This is a genomic window from Streptomyces sp. NBC_01317, from assembly GCF_035961655.1.
Classification (GTDB): domain Bacteria; phylum Actinomycetota; class Actinomycetes; order Streptomycetales; family Streptomycetaceae; genus Streptomyces.
This window is the reverse complement of the sequence record NZ_CP108393.1, coordinates 363,285-379,449: the sequence shown is the minus strand read 5'-3', so window position 1 is coordinate 379,449 and position 16,165 is coordinate 363,285. Positions and strand designations below refer to the sequence as shown.

16 protein-coding genes, 1 pseudogene and 1 riboswitch are annotated in these 16,165 nt (G+C 70.5%); of the genes and pseudogenes, 7 read left to right on the top strand and 10 right to left on the bottom strand.

All coding sequences use genetic code 11. The features are described 5' to 3' along the window. Window positions 1-145 precede the first annotated feature (145 nt). From OG349_RS01535 to OG349_RS01525, 3 genes and pseudogenes are all read left to right on the top strand, one after another. Window positions 146-702: pseudogene (locus OG349_RS01535) on the top strand (transposase family protein); the annotation flags it as partial. Between the two features lie 167 nt (window positions 703-869). Continuing rightward, complete coding sequence (locus OG349_RS01530; protein WP_327232819.1) at window positions 870-1,160, top strand: hypothetical protein; 291 nt, start codon at window positions 870-872, stop codon at window positions 1,158-1,160. A 587-nt stretch (window positions 1,161-1,747) separates the two neighbouring features. Beyond that, window positions 1,748-2,416 carry a Type 1 glutamine amidotransferase-like domain-containing protein gene (locus tag OG349_RS01525; RefSeq protein ID WP_327232818.1) on the top strand — a complete coding sequence of 223 codons (669 nt, stop codon included), beginning with the start codon at window positions 1,748-1,750 and terminating at the stop codon, window positions 2,414-2,416. Between the two features lie 1,099 nt (window positions 2,417-3,515). Here the strand turns inward: OG349_RS01525 and OG349_RS01520 are convergent. After that, window positions 3,516-3,794 (bottom strand): hypothetical protein, encoded by a 279-nt coding sequence (locus tag OG349_RS01520; protein ID WP_327232817.1) that lies wholly within the window; start codon window positions 3,792-3,794, stop codon window positions 3,516-3,518. Between the two features lie 679 nt (window positions 3,795-4,473). Here OG349_RS01520 and OG349_RS01515 point away from each other — a divergent pair. Next, complete coding sequence (locus OG349_RS01515; protein WP_327232816.1) at window positions 4,474-5,064, top strand: LLM class flavin-dependent oxidoreductase; 591 nt, start codon at window positions 4,474-4,476, stop codon at window positions 5,062-5,064. Next, the gene (locus OG349_RS01510; protein WP_327232815.1) at window positions 5,046-5,306 is read left to right on the top strand and encodes a hypothetical protein; all 261 of its coding nucleotides are present in this window, start codon (window positions 5,046-5,048) and stop codon (window positions 5,304-5,306) included. Before OG349_RS01515 ends, OG349_RS01510 begins: the two co-directional genes overlap by 19 nt. Here OG349_RS01510 and OG349_RS01505 read toward each other — a convergent pair whose 3' ends face one another. The 9 genes from OG349_RS01505 to OG349_RS01465 all read right to left on the bottom strand — a co-directional run bounded on the left by OG349_RS01505 (window position 5,307) and on the right by OG349_RS01465 (window position 13,286). Further along, on the bottom strand, window positions 5,307-5,519 hold the full coding sequence (locus OG349_RS01505; protein WP_327232814.1) for a hypothetical protein: 213 nt from the start codon (window positions 5,517-5,519) through the stop codon (window positions 5,307-5,309). It lies immediately after the preceding gene. Between the two features lie 69 nt (window positions 5,520-5,588). Further along, on the bottom strand, window positions 5,589-5,849 hold the full coding sequence (locus OG349_RS01500; protein WP_327232813.1) for a hypothetical protein: 261 nt from the start codon (window positions 5,847-5,849) through the stop codon (window positions 5,589-5,591). Then, window positions 5,842-6,501, bottom strand: coding sequence for a GNAT family N-acetyltransferase (locus OG349_RS01495; RefSeq protein WP_327232812.1), 660 nt, complete (start codon window positions 6,499-6,501; stop codon window positions 5,842-5,844). Before OG349_RS01495 ends, OG349_RS01500 begins: the two co-directional genes overlap by 8 nt. Before the next feature lie 101 nt (window positions 6,502-6,602). After that, window positions 6,603-6,980 carry a nuclear transport factor 2 family protein gene (locus OG349_RS01490; RefSeq protein WP_327232811.1) on the bottom strand — a complete coding sequence of 126 codons (378 nt, stop codon included), beginning with the start codon at window positions 6,978-6,980 and terminating at the stop codon, window positions 6,603-6,605. 143 nt (window positions 6,981-7,123) lie between these two features. Continuing rightward, complete coding sequence (locus OG349_RS01485; RefSeq protein WP_327232810.1) at window positions 7,124-8,008, bottom strand: LysR family transcriptional regulator; 885 nt, start codon at window positions 8,006-8,008, stop codon at window positions 7,124-7,126. Between the two features lie 509 nt (window positions 8,009-8,517). Next, complete coding sequence (locus tag OG349_RS01480) at window positions 8,518-9,297, bottom strand: CbtA family protein (protein ID WP_327232809.1); 780 nt, start codon at window positions 9,295-9,297, stop codon at window positions 8,518-8,520. 21 nt (window positions 9,298-9,318) lie between these two features. Continuing rightward, complete coding sequence (locus OG349_RS01475; RefSeq protein WP_327232808.1) at window positions 9,319-9,537, bottom strand: CbtB domain-containing protein; 219 nt, start codon at window positions 9,535-9,537, stop codon at window positions 9,319-9,321. A 296-nt stretch (window positions 9,538-9,833) separates the two neighbouring features. After that, a complete protein-coding gene (gene metE / locus OG349_RS01470) occupies window positions 9,834-12,158 on the bottom strand; it encodes a 5-methyltetrahydropteroyltriglutamate--homocysteine S-methyltransferase (RefSeq protein ID WP_327232807.1) in 2,325 nt (774 codons plus the stop codon). Window positions 12,159-12,320: 162 nt separating this feature from the next. After that, window positions 12,321-12,539, bottom strand: a riboswitch (cobalamin riboswitch). 105 nt (window positions 12,540-12,644) lie between these two features. Beyond that, window positions 12,645-13,286, bottom strand: a complete 642-nt coding sequence (locus OG349_RS01465; RefSeq protein ID WP_327232806.1) for a ScbR family autoregulator-binding transcription factor — start codon at window positions 13,284-13,286, stop codon at window positions 12,645-12,647. A 475-nt stretch (window positions 13,287-13,761) separates the two neighbouring features. Between OG349_RS01465 and OG349_RS01460 the strand changes: the two genes are divergently transcribed. Then, complete coding sequence (locus tag OG349_RS01460; protein ID WP_327232805.1) at window positions 13,762-14,901, top strand: type III polyketide synthase; 1,140 nt, start codon at window positions 13,762-13,764, stop codon at window positions 14,899-14,901. Window position 14,902: 1 nt separating this feature from the next. Further along, window positions 14,903-16,156, top strand: coding sequence for a cytochrome P450 (locus OG349_RS01455; RefSeq protein ID WP_327232804.1), 1,254 nt, complete (start codon window positions 14,903-14,905; stop codon window positions 16,154-16,156). The last annotated feature ends 9 nt before the right edge of the window (window positions 16,157-16,165 follow it).

The window sequence follows — 16,165 nt, the reverse complement described above, 5'->3', positions numbered from 1 at the left end:
CCGTGCGCCGATCGCGTCGTCCCTCACCGAGGAGTCCGTCGGCGTCGTGACGTCGCCGAGTCCGCGCTTCTCCGCCGCGGGACTTTCCCGCCGTACGATCCTGGAGCTGCTGCCCTGCGTGGAAGGTTGTCGCACAACGTCTGGGATGGGGGATTCCTCTTGTAGGGGTGGGGTGTTCCGGGCTGAGGCACTGTGGGTGGAGGCGTTCACGGGTTGGGGGGGATGGGCCGGTTCGAAGGGTTGGTGGGGGTGGTGCGGGGGCGGGGCGACGGGTCGGGCCGTGGTGTCTGTCGTTGCCGGACCGGCTTCTGGTGGTGGCGGCGGTGTACTACCGGACGAATCTCACGATGCGGCAGTTGGCTCCGCTCTTCGGGATCTCCCCGGCCAGGGTGCCGGATCATCCAGCGGTTGGGTCCGCTCCTCGCGCTGGATGATCCGGGACCGCGGCCGGTGGCCGATGTGGAGCGGTTGTGGATCGTGGACGGCACGCTGATCCCGGTCCGCGACCGCACCGTCGCAGCATCCGGCCGGAACTACTGGTTCTCGACGAACGTCCGGCCCTCTCCTGCGTGCCCAGGAGGAGGACAACGCCGAGCACCGACGCGTCAAAGCCCGCGTCGAGCACACCTTCGCCCGCATGAAGAACTGGAAAGAGACGGCCTCCACCACGCCGTCCAAGCCATCGCCACCATGCACAACCTCACCCACCCTCACCGGCTGAAGCGGCACACCAGAAACCACATCACCCTGCCCTCACCGAACCTTCTGCAACAACCTTTGGCGGGGTTCCACATCCTCCGTGCGAGGCCGACGCCCTCATGGGCAAAAGCGGAAGGGTGACTTCCGATTTTGCCGGTCGTTGTCCGGGCATGAAGAAACTCACGCTGCTGGTCGCAGCATTCGCCACCATCCTGACCGTCGCACCCGCCGCCGCCCACGCCTCGGAGGCCCAGCTCAGGGGAACCGCGCCGGCCTGCGTCAAGCGAGACGTCATCAAGCACCGGAAGTACGTGAAGGTCACCAACTCGTGCACTGAGACGATGCACCTCAAGGTCGTCATCGACCTGGGTTCCGACTCGCCGTGTCTCACGTACCAGCCGGGCGAACAGTGGGAGTGGACCTGGGGCCGCGGCTCGTACGGCAAGGTCGTCACCTGCTGATCCTGTCTCCTCCCCGCTGACGGCGCGGGGTTCCAACCTCCGCCGGAACCCCGCACGGTCGACACCCCGCATGCGCGGGGAGCAGGTTAAGACCGGGATGGCCGGAATCCCGACCGGGGGACCATCCCCGCATGCGCGGGGAGCAGATCTGGGTCGTCGGCGACCAGCTGTCCGACGCGGGACCATCCCCGCATGCGCGGGGAGCAGACGGGCATCAGTTCGGCCGCCGTGTGCGCGCCGGGACCATCCCCGCATGCGCGGGGAGCAGCCAGCAGCAGCGAGCGGCGGGTCGTGAGTCGCGGGACCATCCCCGCATGCGCGGGGAGCAGACTGCCTGACCTGCGGTGTTAGTGCAGGAGGTTGCCGGTCTCGTGCAACTTCACCGGATCCGGCAAGAGGTGCATTCGTTCCCTTTTGGTCTGGAGTAGTCGTGAAGCGTGTTTGATCGTTCCGTCTACTCACCCGATCGTAGCCCGCCCGCAGGTGTTGGCCAGCTGGACGGTGCCGCTCCTGATGCGGCCGTGCATGATCGTGGCGAAGAGTCTGGGTTCGTTGCGCGTGCTTGGTCGTCGTGATTGGCTCGCCCGATGGAGCTTCTGTTGACGGCGAGTGGTCTGCGTAACGAGACACTGCGGGACGCGCTGCGGGACATGCTGGGAAAGCCGTTCGGGTCGGCGAACCTCGTGTACGTTCCCACGGCGTCGGTCGCCGAGCCCGGGGATCACGGGTGGCTCGTCGCGGACATGCATCGGCTCCTCGGGCTCGGCTGGCGTGAGTTCGACGTTCTGGAGCTGAACGGCCTGCCCCAGCAGATGGTGCTCGACCGGCTGTTCCGCGCCGACGTCATCTATGTGGGCGGCGGCAATCACTACCACCTCGCGCGCAGCATCACGGGCAACGGCCTGGTCGACGGCTTCCTGGAGGCGCTGGAGAGCCGGGTCTACGTGGGATTGAGCGCGGGATCGATGATCTTCAGCCGGAATCTCACCGGGCACTCCGCCGACGTCATCGGGGACGTCGCGGACATCCACGTGCTCGGCGCGACGACCGTGGAGCCGCCGTTCGGCCTCTTCGACTGGTACCTCAAGCCCCACCTGTACTCGCCGGACTTCCCCGAGCGGGACGACGCCTGGGCCGATCGCATCGCTGCGCGCGCGGACTTCCCCATCTACTTCATCGACGACGAGACGGCCGTCCGCGTCCGGAACGGCGAGGTAGATGTGGTGTCCGAAGGCCGGTGGCGGTTCCATCCGTGACTCAACGCGTGGTGGGGTCGCGGGGCAGGGCGTACAGCGCGGCCCCTTGGGCCTTTTCCGGGACGGATGCCCCGCCCCAAGGCTTTCGGAGACGGCACCGAGTACACCGCGTCCGACCCGCGACAACGCGCTCCACACCTGGGCCTGTTAGCGGCACCGTCCCGCAATGCGGGTGCGATCGGGCGGCCCGCGCCCACGGCTCCTGAACTCCCACGGCCTACGTTGTGCGCATGAACGAAGGTTCCAGTGACATGCCGAGCGAGCTCCATCCGGAGTTGACGGTGCCTGGCGGCCTGGCGGAGGCGTCGGCTCGCGAGGCGGCTCGTCGCGGGTTTGGTGGCGAGCCGGTGGATCCTGTTGGCGGGTTCGATCCAACCCTCGCCGCCTGTTACGCGCGTGGGGAGGCACGGTGCAGCACCGATGACCTCGCGGTGGTCGCCGACATCCTGCATGCCTGGCGCGATGGCGCGTCCATCGCCCCATTGCGAACCGAGTGGACGTGGCTCGCGGCGACCCCGCTGGACGCGGCACCGCCTGGAAGGGCGGTGTCGACCGCCTGGCGGCTGACTCTGGAACGCTCGCCGGAGATCAGGCTGGGTGACGCCCGAACTCGCCGAGGCCCTGTACGCACGCGCAGCCGACCCTGTGCGTCTTCTTCCCGTGGCCGTCGCACGGCCGGTTCAGCCTGCTCAGCGGCAGTACGACCTGACCCGTGCTCGCACGAACCGGCCTATCGGTCGCCACCTCGGCAGCCGTCAACGGAGCTGTGAGCGATGGGGTTTCCTGGGGCATTGACGAAGCCGACTGCCAACTCACCAGCCCTTGCGCCCTGGTGGTCGGCGTCGCTGGCCGGGCGGGCTCCGGTCTCCTCGGCTCGGTTTCAGCTGGCTGATAGGCAAACTGACCCCGGCACTGCTCTGTCCTCCCCGCGACGTTTCGGCCCGAGAGCAGCAGAGGTTGCTGTCCGTACGGACCGGCTCTGCCCGGACGCTTTGCCGAGGAGCCGTCGGGTCCCGCTGCCGCCGCCGTTGTTCCAGCGGCCCGCCCGCTCCGCGCAACACCCGGAAGCCCCCGACCGGGTTGCCTGTGAGGTCCACCGTCACGGCGACCGCGTGGTCGCCCACGTACGGCCGCTCACCGCTCGGCTCGTCACGGAAAGAGCACCACCCCCTGAGGGGTCAGACGTTCGCAGCCACGTGCCGACCGCCTCCCGGACCGTCCGGCCGAACTCCTCCTCCTCCTCCTCCGCGTACGGACGGGTCATCCACGCGCTCCCCGCGGCCGGGTCGATCACACCGTGCCGCATGCGGTACGTCGCCGTGCAGTACGGGCGCCTCGACAGCGCCGCCAGCAGCGCGGGGTCGGTCAGACGCGTCATCGTGGGGGGATTCGCCCCCACCGGTGGGGCGTTCCGCAGTGACGGCCGGGTCGACCAGGTGCACCGACAGCAGCTGTTCGGCCACGGGCGCGCCGTTCTCCTCCGGGACCGGGGACCACTCCCGGACCCCCGTACCGACCTCCGCGAGCACCCGCGTGATCGTGGCGTCGGTGGGCGCCGCCGCGATCCAGGGCGTGGTCCGGCCCGGACTCACCGCGAGGATCCCGTATCCACGTCTCTCGAACGCCGAGATCACCCGGCGCAGTTCCCGCGCCCCGGCCCTGCCTCGCGCGACGGCCTCGTCCAGCGCGTCTCCGCAGGACCGGCCCTCGCAGGACCGCCCCTCCAGGTACCCGCCTTGCCGTCGATACGGAGCCGGACCACGGCGCCCGGGTCGTCGGCCGGCGCGAAGCTCACCTCGGAGCCACTGGTCTGCGGGAACAGGGGCACGCCGCCACCACGTCGAGCAGCCCCGGATACCGCCGCTCGGCCGGCTCCGCCGCGCGCCCGCGGTCCCTCCTCGTGCTGAGAACACCGCGAGGCGCACGGGTTCGCGAACCTCGGTGGCGCCGCCGACATCCGGACGTTGGCGGTTGGCTTCCGGACAGGCCGGAGTCTTTGGGGCTGCTGGTCTTCGCACGTCACTACAACGGAAGTCCCACGACCAGGAGGGCTTCTCATGAATCTCGGGGCTACGGGCGTCCGGAGCTTGGCGTTCACCCACGGAGACCGCGCTGAGGCGCGGGATGCCGCGGCTGAGCTGGAAGAGCTCGGCTATGGAGCCATCTGGCTCGGCGGGAGCCCGGGGGGCAATCCTCGCGGAGACCTCGTCACGGCGGCCGAGGTCCTGGCCGCGACCGACCACGTCGCTGTCGCGACCGGGTGCGTGTCCATCTGGGACAGGACGCCGGACGAGCTGGCCGCCGCCTACCACGCGCTGCCGCAGGGTCAACGGAAACGGCTCTTGGTCGGACTTGGCGTCAGCCAAGCCGATTTCGTCGACCGGTACAGCAAGCCGTACCAGGCGTTGCGCTCGTACCTGGACGCGTTGGACGCGGTGACTCCTTCCTTGCCGTCGACCGCGCGCATCATCGGTGCGCACGGTCCGGAGATGACCCGGCTGGCCGCGGCACGATCCCTGGGTGTGCACCCGTATCTGGTCAGTCGGGCTCATACCGGCTGGCACTGGAGCAGACCGTCCTCCTGGACGCCGACGCCGACGCCGATACCGCCCGTTCCAGGGCCAGGACCATGCTCGCTTCCCACCTGAACCTGGCCAACTATCGGGCGGCCTGGCTACGGGCCGGCTTCACCGCCGAGGACCTGGTCGGTGGTGGCAGCGACCGGCTGATCAACGCGCTTTTCGCCTGGGGACGGCCGGAGGAGATTGCTGTCCGCTTCGCCGAGCACCGCCGGGCCGGCGCCGACCACGTTGCCGTGCGGGTGGTCGCCGACCAGTCGGCCGTCTTCACCCGTCGGGCCTGGCGGGAGCTCGCACCAGCGCTGTTATGACTACCAGAACGTGCCTCCGTCGGAGCGCGTCTGCGAGTGCACTCGGGCTGTGAGCGGAACGTTCTCTCGCATGTCCGTTCCGGGACGGGCTGCGGCGATGTACCGCGTCGCGGTGCCGTCGCTCACTCCGAAGAGCCGCATCAGCGGGAGCGGGTCCTCGCGCTCGCGGGCTTCGTAGAGGATCCGGTCCTGGCGTACCTGCTGCATGGTCAAGTCGGCCCGTCTGAAGACCTTCCCGAGCATTGTGGCGCTGATGGCGGGGTTGTTGATGTCGAACGCGGACTACGGGCTGATCAGGAGGCGGGTGTTGGTGGCCGCTGGCCACCGGCGGTACCGCTCGGCAAGCCACTCGGATGCGAAGCGGTGGGAGAGTTCGTCCAGGTGGACGGTGTGCTTCAGCAGTCCCTGGCCGGCCGTGAGGCGCCCGGAGGACAGGTCCGGGCCGGTCAGCGGCAGCTTGTCCGGATGGCGGCCTTGATGTCCTCGGTGGTGGTGGCCGGCGTCCAGCGCCGACGCGGGGATCGGATGGGTACGGCTACTCAACCGTGGTCGAGCGGCCGAGATACGTGAGGGGACCCGGATCCGGCACCTCGATCGGCCGGAAGCCGAGCCGGTCGTAGAAGGCGCGGGCGGCCGTGTTCGCCGTGACCATCGAGAGATGGGCCGCGCCGACCCCCCTGTCCCGCAGCGCCCCGAGGAACCGGAACATGAGGGCCCGGCCGTGGCCCTTCCGCTGCCAGTCGGGGAGCAGGTCGATGTGGAGATGGGCGGGGTACGCGGCCAGCTCGGGCAGGACCAGCCGTTCCGGATCGTGCATGAGGGCGATCATCTCCTCGCTCGGTGTCCGGGGCGGGCCGGCCGGCGCCGGATAGCGGCCGGTCAGCGTCGGCAGCCAGACCGAGCGGAACGCCCGCGCGAAGGCCGCGGTGTCGGCCGTGCCGAGGACGTATCCGACGGCCTGACCGTGCCCGTCGTCCAGGACGAAGGTCAGCTCCGGCTCCAGTACGGCGTAGGGAGCGGCGAAGATGCTCGGCATCAGGTCCGGGTCCGGGTAGAGGTGTCGTGAGTCCTGGCCCTCGTACGCGGTCCGTACGCAGATGTCGAACAGCGCGGGCAGATCCTCGCGGCGATAGGCGCGGACAGCGGGGCGCGGGGCGGAAGGGGCGGAAGGGGCGGAAGCGGAAGGCACGTTCATACGGAGCATGCTGACGCCCTGGGAGCGCTCTCACAAGACTCCGGGATGAGGCACGTTCCTACGGCTCCCGCCCGTCCTGGACCTCCCGCCCCCCGCCCCGGTCACGCGCCGGCCGGCACCCGGTCCAGGAAGCCGTACACCCGGTCGATCCTGCCATCCCCGGCCAGCGTGAGGACGTCGGAGCCGGTGACGGGGACGGAGCTGTCCGCGTCGGAGACCAGCTCCCAGCCGAAGCGTGCGACGCCGTGGTGGCCGTCGACCGCCCCGGCGAGCCGGAACGTGAATCCGGGGAACTGCTCCCTGGCCCCCGCCACGACGGCCGCGATCGCCTCCTGCCCGCTGACGTCCACCAGCGGATCGGTGTACCCGCCGTCCTCGCTCCAGGCCGCCGCGACCGCCTTTGTGCGCGCCTCGGCGGACGGGGCGTTCCAGGCCTCGAAGTAACGGGTGACGGCGGTCTCGTAAGGGGTCACGGACATGGGAAATCAGCCTCCATCGAGGTTCGGTCGGTCGGGGACCCGGGCCCCGGGCGGAGTGCGCCGCCCGGGACCCGGTGAACCCAAGCCTGCCTCGCGTCCCGGACAGCGTCGATTACGCCGGAGGTAATGGGTGGGCGGAACGCTCAGGAGACAGGGTCAGGACCGTCCGCGTAGATCTCCACCGCCAGGTCGGCGAATTCCAGGGTCAGCGGACCCGTGTTCCGGGCGCTCCAGGCCAGGCAGACCTGGCCGGGCTCGATGTCGGTCAGGGTGACCTGGCAGAGGTCCGGGCGCGTGTAGTAGAGGGCGGTGGAGCGCGGCAGCACGACCACCCCCTGGAGTGCGGCCACGTATTCCAGTTTCTCCTCGACCGTACGGACGACAGGGACCGGCCGCGGGTCCTCGTCCGGCGGCCGATGGGGCAGATCCCGCCACTCGGGAACGGCGTCGGGGTCCTGGAGCAGCCGCTCGCCTGCCAGGTCGGCGATGCCGGCGGCCTGCTTCCCCGCGAGCCGGTGCCCGCGCGGCAGGACCGCGACCCGTGGCTCGTGGAACAGCGGGCGCAGGCACAGGTCCTCACGGTCGGCCGGCATCCGTACGAAGCTGAGGTCGACCCGCCCGTCGCGCACCGCCCGGGTCTGGTCGTCCCACGACGTCCGCAGGACGTCGACCGTCAGCCCCGGGTGGCGCGCGGTGAGCGCCTGGACGGCGGCGGTGACCGTGATGCCGGGCATGAACCCGACCGTCAGCCGGTCCGTGCCGCCCGCGACCCGCAGCGCCCGGCGCCGCAGACCCTCGGCGGAGGCCAGCAGCGACACGGCGTCCTTCCGCACCTGCTCCCCGGCCGGGGTGAGCGCGGTCGAGCGCCGGTCCCGGGTGAGGAGCTGGACGCGCAGCTCCTGCTCCAGCGCGCGGATCTGGCGGGAGAGGACCGGCTGGGCGATGTGGAGCCGCTCGGCGGCCCGCCCGAAGTGCAGTTCCTCGGCCACCGCGACGAAGTAGCGGAGCTTCCTCAGATCGACGTCCACGGCTCTCCCAGGTCGGACAGGTCGGGCAGGTCGGACGGGCCTGACAAGTCGCACGGTCCGGACAGGTCGAATCGTCCTGATGCCCCCAGGGTATGACGACCCCGGGGCACCTGGCTTACGAGACCGACGTCCCCTCCCGTGATCACGATCGCGATCAGCCGGCCCCGCCCGGCCGCCCGGCGACACCGCGTGGCGGCGGACGCCCCAGGCCCGCGCGGCGAGTGAGGTCGTACAGGTCAGGACCATGACCACCGCCATGGCGATCAGGGCGTCGGTGAGGGCGCCGGCGGTTACCTGGTCGTCCGCCATCCACGACCCCAGCGGCCCGCCGATCCAGTGGACCGACCCGCGCCGATCCCGACGAGTTCGCGGGTGAGTCCGGCGCCGCGCGTGGCCACGTACTTCAGGTAGAGGGGGACGATCACGCACCGGTGGGTCGTCAGGGCGAGCGTGCCACGCCCCGGACCGGAGCTCCCGGCGGCCTGACCCGCCGGGACGCCCCATGGCCCTCAGCCCGCGGCGGCGGTGGCCTTCGGCTCCACCCCGGACGTACCGGCGGGGACGGCGACCCGGTCGGTCCTCGGGACGAGGAGCCGCTCGGCGAGGTGGCCGAAGAGCAGCCCGAACGTCGTCCACAGGGTGACCTGGACGGCGAGCGAAGACAGCCGGAACTCCCAGATCAGCGTGGCCGGGAAGTCCTTGGGCACCTCGTTGATCGTCGGCAGGAAGCCGTAGGCCAGTCCGACGGCGACCACGAAGGCGGCCCCCGCCGCCACCGTCGCGTTCCAGTTGCCCAGGCGCGGCGCGAGCCGCCGGCCGAGCAGGAGCGCGCCGGCCGCGAGCAGGAGACTCAGCACGATCATCAGGAAGTAGAGCGTCGTCCGCTTCCCGATGGTGTCGCCGTTGCCGACGGCGGGCGGGTTGGCCGGGTACTTGAGGAACGGTACGACGTACACCGTCAGCAGCGCGCCGACGGCCAGCAGGACAGCGGTCGCCCGCGGTCCGAACCGGCCGACGCGGCCCAGGGCGTAACAGAACACCAGGGCGGCGATGCCCCCGACCGCGATGCCGAAGATGAGCACACCGGTGGCGAGGCCCGCGGTGGACTGGAGGGAACGGCTGACGAGTTCCTCGCCGCCGTGCTCGTGGCTGTGCGCCTCCTCGAACGCGATGGCCGCGTCCACGGAGGGCTCACCGAGCAGATAGGCGACCACGAGGGCGAGCACACCGGCGGCGAGGCCGGCGAGCATGCCGCGCACGAGCAGGGCGCGGACAGATACGGAGTTCATGAGAAAGGGTCTCCCGGCCGGTCAGTGGCAGGGGAAACCGAGCAGATGGCGTCCGTCGTGGACCCATTCGTGCACGCTCTCACCTGAGATGACGGACAGGGCACCCTGTTCCGCGCCGACGAAGTAGAGCAGGACGAGCATCAGCACGCCGAAGAAGAGCGCCCACGGGGCTATCTCCTTGAGCGAGAGGGGAGTGAGAGCCGGTGTTGCGGCTGTCGTGGGGGCAGCGGAGTGTGCCATGGCCGAACCTCCTGGGGAACACGCGTCCCGATCGTGGTGCTTGAGACGAAGGTGCCGGGTCTGACTTCCCGCAGAGGTACGGGTACACAGTGGCGCGACCGTGCCGGATTCTCACCGGACTTCCGTCACACCGTCGTCATGTCCACGCGACCGTACCGTCTGCGGACCTGGACCGCCACAACGCCTGACGGCGGCCCGAGCGGAACAGTTGGCCGGATGTCAGGAAACATCCGGTCTGTCCGCCCCGGCCGCCGCCGGGTCGTTCCGGTTCCGGGGCCGGCCGGCCCCGGCTCGGGTCAGGAAGTGCGGGTGGGCAGGGTGCCCCGGACCTCACGGGCGGCCTCGACCAGGTTCTCCAGCGAGGCGCGCACCTCGGTCCAGCCGCGGGTCTTCAGCCCGCAGTCCGGGTTGACCCACAGCCGCTCGGCCGGCACCGCCTCAAGTCCCTTGCGCAGCAGGGCCGCCGCCTCCTGGGCGGAGGGCACGCGGGGGGAGTGGATGTCGTAGACCCCGGGGCCCACCTCGCGCGGATAGCCCGCCGCCGCCAGTTCGCCGGCGACCTGCATGTGCGACCGCGCCGCCTCCAGGCTGATCACGTCCGCGTCCAGATCCTTGATGGCCTGGACGATGTCCCCGAACTCCGCGTAGCACATGTGTGTGTGGATCTGGGTGGCCGGGAGGACCCCGCCGGTGGTGATACGGAAGGCCTCGGTCGCCCAGTCGAGATACTCCTGGCGGTCGTCGGCACGCAGCGGCAGCGTCTCGCGCAGCGCGGGCTCGTCCACCTGGATGACCGAAGTCCCGGCTGCCTCCAAGTCGTTCACCTCGTCGCGCAGCGCGAGCGCGACCTGGAGGGCGGTGTCGCCGAGCGGCTGGTCGTCACGGACGAAGGACCAGGCCAGCATGGTGACAGGGCCGGTGAGCATGCCCTTGACCGGCCGGTCGGTGACCGACTGCGCGTACGTGGTCCAGCGCACGGTCATCGGCTCGGGGCGCGAGATGTCCCCGGCCAGGATCGGCGGGCGCACGTAACGGGTGCCGTACGACTGCACCCACCCCTGCCGGGTCGCGAGGTAGCCGGTCAGCTGCTCGGCGAAGTACTGGACCATGTCGTTGCGTTCGGGCTCGCCGTGCACCAGCACGTCGATGCCGGCCTTCTCCTGGAAGGCGAGGACCTCACGGATCTCGGCCTCGATGCGCTCGTCGTACCCCGCCGTGTCGATACGTCCCGCGCGCAGGTCGGCGCGTGCGGTGCGCAGTTCGTTCGTCTGCGGGAACGAGCCGATGGTGGTGGTCGGCAGCAACGGCAGCCCGAGGTGGGCACGCTGGGCCGTCGCCCGCTCCGGGTACGGTGCGGCGCGGTGCCCGTCGGCGTCGGTGACCGCCGTGGCGCGGGCCCGTACCGCCGGGTCGTTGGTGAGCGCGGAACCGGCGCGCGAGACCAGGTCGGCGCGGTTCGCGGTGAGTTCGGCGGCGATCGTGTCGGTGCCCTGCGCGAGACCGCGCGCCAGCGTGACGACCTCCTCCGTCTTCTGGCGCGCGAAGGCGAGCCAGCGGAGGATCTGCGGATCGATGTCCCGCTCCGCCGTGACGTCGAGCGGGACGTGCAGGAGCGAGCAGGAGGAGGACACGTCGACGCGGTCGGCGAGCCCGAGGAGCGTACCGAGGACCGACAACGACTTCTCGAAGTCGTTGATCCAGATGTTGCGGCCGTTGACGACGCCCGCGACCAGGCGCTTGCCCGGCAGGCCGCCCACGGCGCCCAGGGCGTCGAGGTTCGCGGCGGCCGGTCCCGTGAAGTCGAGGGCAAGCCCTTCGACGGGTGCCTTGGCGAGGACGGGCAGGGCCTTGCCGAGCCGGTCGAAGTACGACGCGACCAGCAGCTTCGGCCGGTCGGTCAGCGCGCCGAGGTCCCGGTAGGCGCGGGCCGTGGCGTTCAGCTCCGCCGGGGTCCTGTCCTCGACGAGCGCGGGCTCGTCGAGCTGCGCCCACTCGGCGCCGGCGGCGCGCAGGTCGGCCAGGACTTCCGCGTACACCGGGAGCAGCCGGTCGAGCAGCGTCAGCGGCTCGAAGTCCGGGGCGACACCGGGGGCGGGCTTGGCCAGCAGCAGATAGGTGACCGGGCCCACGAGCACGGGCCGCGCCGCGAGGCCCAGCGCGAGGGCTTCCCTCAGCTCGGCGACCGGCTTGGTGGAATCGGCGGTGAACACGGTGTCCGGGCCCAGCTCGGGGACGAGGTAGTGGTAGTTCGTGTCGAACCACTTGGTCATCTCCAGCGGCGCGACGTCCTGCGTGCCGCGCGCCATCGCGAAATACCCGTCGAGGGCGTCCGCCGCGACGGCGGCGCGGTGGCGTGCGGGGATCGCGCCGACCAAGACGCTGGTGTCGAGGACGTGGTCGTACAACGAGAAGTCGCCGGTGGGAACCTCGTGGATGCCGGCGTCGGCGAGGCGGCGCCAGTTCGTACGGCGCAGTCCGGCGGCCGTGTCGCGCAACGCGTCGGCGCCGACGGTGCCTTTCCAGTAGCCCTCGACGGCCTTCTTCAGTTCACGGTTCTGGCCCTGGCGGGGGTAGCCGTGCACGGTCGCCCGTGCTGCCGCGGCTGCGGACTTGTCTGTCACAGAACTCTCCTTCGCGAGCGGTTCTCTGCCGTCCCGGGGACGGTCGAGGGCACGAGAGGAGCCACAGACCGGACGGATCACGTCCCGGGTGTCCGGGTGCGCGTGACCGCCTGATATGTACGCCGACCCGCCCACGAGGTCACCGGGATCTCCGCGCACGGTGTTCGCGCGCGGGCAGTGGCAGGTCTTCGGACTCGTGGGCGCGTCTCTACGGACGAGACACCTACTGGCCGTCGCTTCCCAGACCCGATCCGGGCCCAGTGCTGATGACGGCGGTCGTTCCCACTCACCGCTGCGGGGCAGTCCCGGATTCCCACCGGGTTCCCTCTTACGACGCCGCTGTCTGGCTGACAGGGCGAACCAACTGCACTCGTCACCCTATGCCCTCAGCTGAAGCGCCGGGAGCCCCTTTCCTTATTCCGGAAGGGGGAGGGGTTCCGGACGGGGGAGGGCCCGCTCACCAGGTGGGAAGGCCCGCTCACCGGATCAGGCCGCCATGATCGCCTCGGTGACCCGTACCCCGCGGTCGGGCGCGGTGTCGATGCTCGGCATCAGGCCCGGGACCGCGATGCTGGGCAGGATGTGTCCCCACAGTATCGATATCCGCCGCCCGAGATCCTCGCGATTCGTCAGGGCGCGGGACATCAGCTGGATGCCGGCGAAGGCACCGACCAGCAGTTCGACGGTGTCCTGCGGGCGCACGCTGGGGAGCAACTCACCCTGCGCGCGTGCCTCTTCCATCAGCGACACCAGATGGACGGGCCACTGGCGGAAGGGGCCGCTGTGGTCGACGCCGGGGGGAGCACCCTGGTCCACGGTGAGCCGGACGCTTCCCCTGAGCAGTGCGTTGTCCAGGAGCCGGTGGGCCACCGCGAAGGTGATGTCGATGACTTCCTGGAGCTTGGAGGCCTGTGGGGGTACGGTGCCGAGCTGTACCTGCTCGTCCAGGACCGCCTGCGCCAGAGCTTCCTTCGACTGGAAGTGGAAATACAGGGCACCCTTGGTGACCTCAGCGCGTTCCAGAACCATGGTGAGGGTCGTGGAGGAGTAGCCGAACTCGTCGAAGACCGCGCCGGCCGCCTCCAGAATCGCCATGCGCGTCCGGATGGCGCGCTCCTGTGTTGCCATGAATGACCCTTCCGCGCAGCCGGGTTGACCAGCACAAAACAAACCGCCCAGCCCGTACTATAGGGCTCAACGACTCCCCGAATGTCTCTCCCGCGCCAAAACGTTGGGACGCGAAGGGGTCTCCGGGACCTACGAGTCCCGTGGTGACACCGGTACAGGATGGCCGGTTTTCGGCTTCCGACCCGTTCGGTGGACGGGTCGTGACCCACGGTCGCCGGGCCGGTGGGGTCCCGGCCGTCGGAGCGACGCATCGGGGACCGGGCGGCGCGCCCACGAACGGACGATGCGCCCCTTTTGTGCTTACTTTCCGTAGTCATGGGTAAGATCCCTCACGGTCCTTCGGATCCCGCCCCCTCGCTCCCCTGACGCTCCTCCCAGGGGCCAGTTCCCGGCAGTTCCCCAGGTTGCGGGGTGGTGGGCCACCACAGAGTGTGGGCCGCAGTTCACAGCGAACACGAACGAAGGAGAGCGCGTCGTGGCGACTCTGTGTAAGCCCGATGTGTCGGTTCCCGAGCATGTGATCACCATGGAGGACACCCTCGCCCTGGCGCGGTCGCTCCACGCCGGCCACCCGCAACTTCCCCTGGCGCTCCGGTTGATCGAGAACACCGGGGTGGCCAAGCGCCACCTCGTCCAGCCCATCGAGGAGACCCTCAGGCACCCCGGCTTCGAGGACCGCAACCGGCTGTACGAGTCCGAGGCGAAGGCGCGGGTGCCCGCCGTGGTGAACCGCGCCCTGGACCACGCCGAGCTGCGTGCCTCCGACATCGACCTGATCATCTATGTCTCGTGCACGGGCTTCATGATGCCGTCGCTGACCGCCTGGCTGATCAACACCATGGACTTCCCCAGTCACACCCGGCAGTTGCCGATCGCCCAGCTCGGCTGCGCGGCGGGCGGCGCCGCCGTCAACCGGGCGCACGACTTCTGCCAGGCGTACCCGGACGCGAACGTGCTCATCGTCGCGTGCGAATTCTGTTCGCTCTGCTACCAGCCGACCGACCTGGGGGTCGGCTCGCTGCTCTCCAACGGCCTGTTCGGTGACGCGGTGGCCGCCGCCGTCGTCCGGGGCAAGGGCGGCACCGGCATCGCGCTGGAGCGCAACGGCTCGCACCTCGTGCCCGACACCACCGACTGGATCGCGTACAGCGTCCGCGCGACCGGCTTCCACTTCCTGCTGGACAAGCGGGTGCCCGGCACGATGGAACCCCTCGCCCCCGCGCTCCGCGCGATGGCCGTCCAGCACGGCTGGGACGCGGCGGCCCTCGACTTCTACATCATCCACGCGGGCGGCCCGCGCATCCTGGACGACCTCAGCCACTTCCTGGAGGTCCCGCCCGAGGCGTTCCGGTTCAGCCGCGCCACCCTCACCGAGTACGGGAACATCGCCAGCGCCGTCGTCCTCGACGCGGTGCGCAGGCTGTTCGACGAGGGCCGGGTCGAGGACGGCGCCAGCGGGATCATCGCGGGCTTCGGGCCCGGCATCACCGCCGAGATGGCCCTCGGACGCTGGTCCACCGACTCCCTCGCCGGCCTGGAGCTGTCCGAACGGCACGTCCTGACCACCCCGGTCCACACCGACCGGCCCTCTCCCGCGACGGAACCGGTGAGCTGAGATGACCACCAACACACCGGAGACGGCGGCCCCCGCGCAGGACACCCCCGACACCGGGAGGGACGCGCATCCCGTCCGGTTCTGGGCCGTGCCCCACCTGTCCGGGCTGGACTTCGACCCCTTCCTCGCCGAACGGCTGCGCGAGGACCCGGTCAGCCGGGTCCAGCTCCCCCACGGCGAGGGGTTCGCCTGGCTGATCACCCGGTACGAGGACGTCAAGCTGGTCACCAACGACGCGCGCTTCAGCCGTCAGGCGCTCGTGGGCCGTGCCGTCACCCGGATGACCCCGCACTTCATCCCGCTCGACGCGGCCGTGGGATTCGCCGACCCGCCCGACCACACCCGGCTGCGCCGCTCGGTCGCCAAGGCGTTCACCCCCCGCGCCGTCGCCGGGGTGGAGGAGCGTGCCCGGCGGATCATGGACGACCTCATCGACGGCATGCTGCGCGCGGGCGCGCCCGCCGATCTGATGGCGCGGATCCACGGGCCGTTCCCGCTGGCCGTGATCAGCGAGATCATGGGCGTGCCCGAGCACGACCGGCCGTTGATGCGGAAGTGGACGGAGTCGCTCCTGACCGCCGCGCACAGCCGGGCCCACAGCGAGCGTGCCAAGGCGGAGATCGGTGCCTATTTCACCGACTTCATCGGCCGGCGGCGTACGAACGGCGGCGACGACCTCGCGGCGGTGCTGGCCGAGGCGGTGGAGACGGACGAGCTGAGCCTCGAAGAAGCGGTCGCGATCGCCGTCCTCATCCAGATCAGCGGCGCCCACGCCGTCACCAACAACAGCGCCAACATGCTCTACGCGCTGCTCACCCACCCGGACCACATGGCGCGGCTGCGCGCGGAACCCGAGCTGCTGCCCGCCGCCGTCGAGGAGCTGCTGCGCTTCATCCCGCACCGCAACGGCGTGGGCATCGCACGGATCGCCACCGAGGACGTGACGGTCCGGGGGGTACGGATCCGGGCCGGCGAGGCCGTCTACGCCTCGTACCTCACCGCCAACCGGGACTCGGACGTCTTCGCCGATCCCGGCCGGCTCGACTTCGACCGGGGCCCCACCCCGCATCTGGCCTTCGGACACGGACCGCACTACTGCGTCGGCCCGATGCTCGCCCGGCTGGAGTCCAGGATCATGATCGCGAGCCTGCTGGAGCGGCTGCCGCGCCTGCGGCTCGCCGTGCCGCGGGACGAGGTGCGCTGGCGGCGCGAGGCATTGATCCGCGGCCCCGAGGCGCTGCCCGTCCTCTGGTGAGCGACCCGT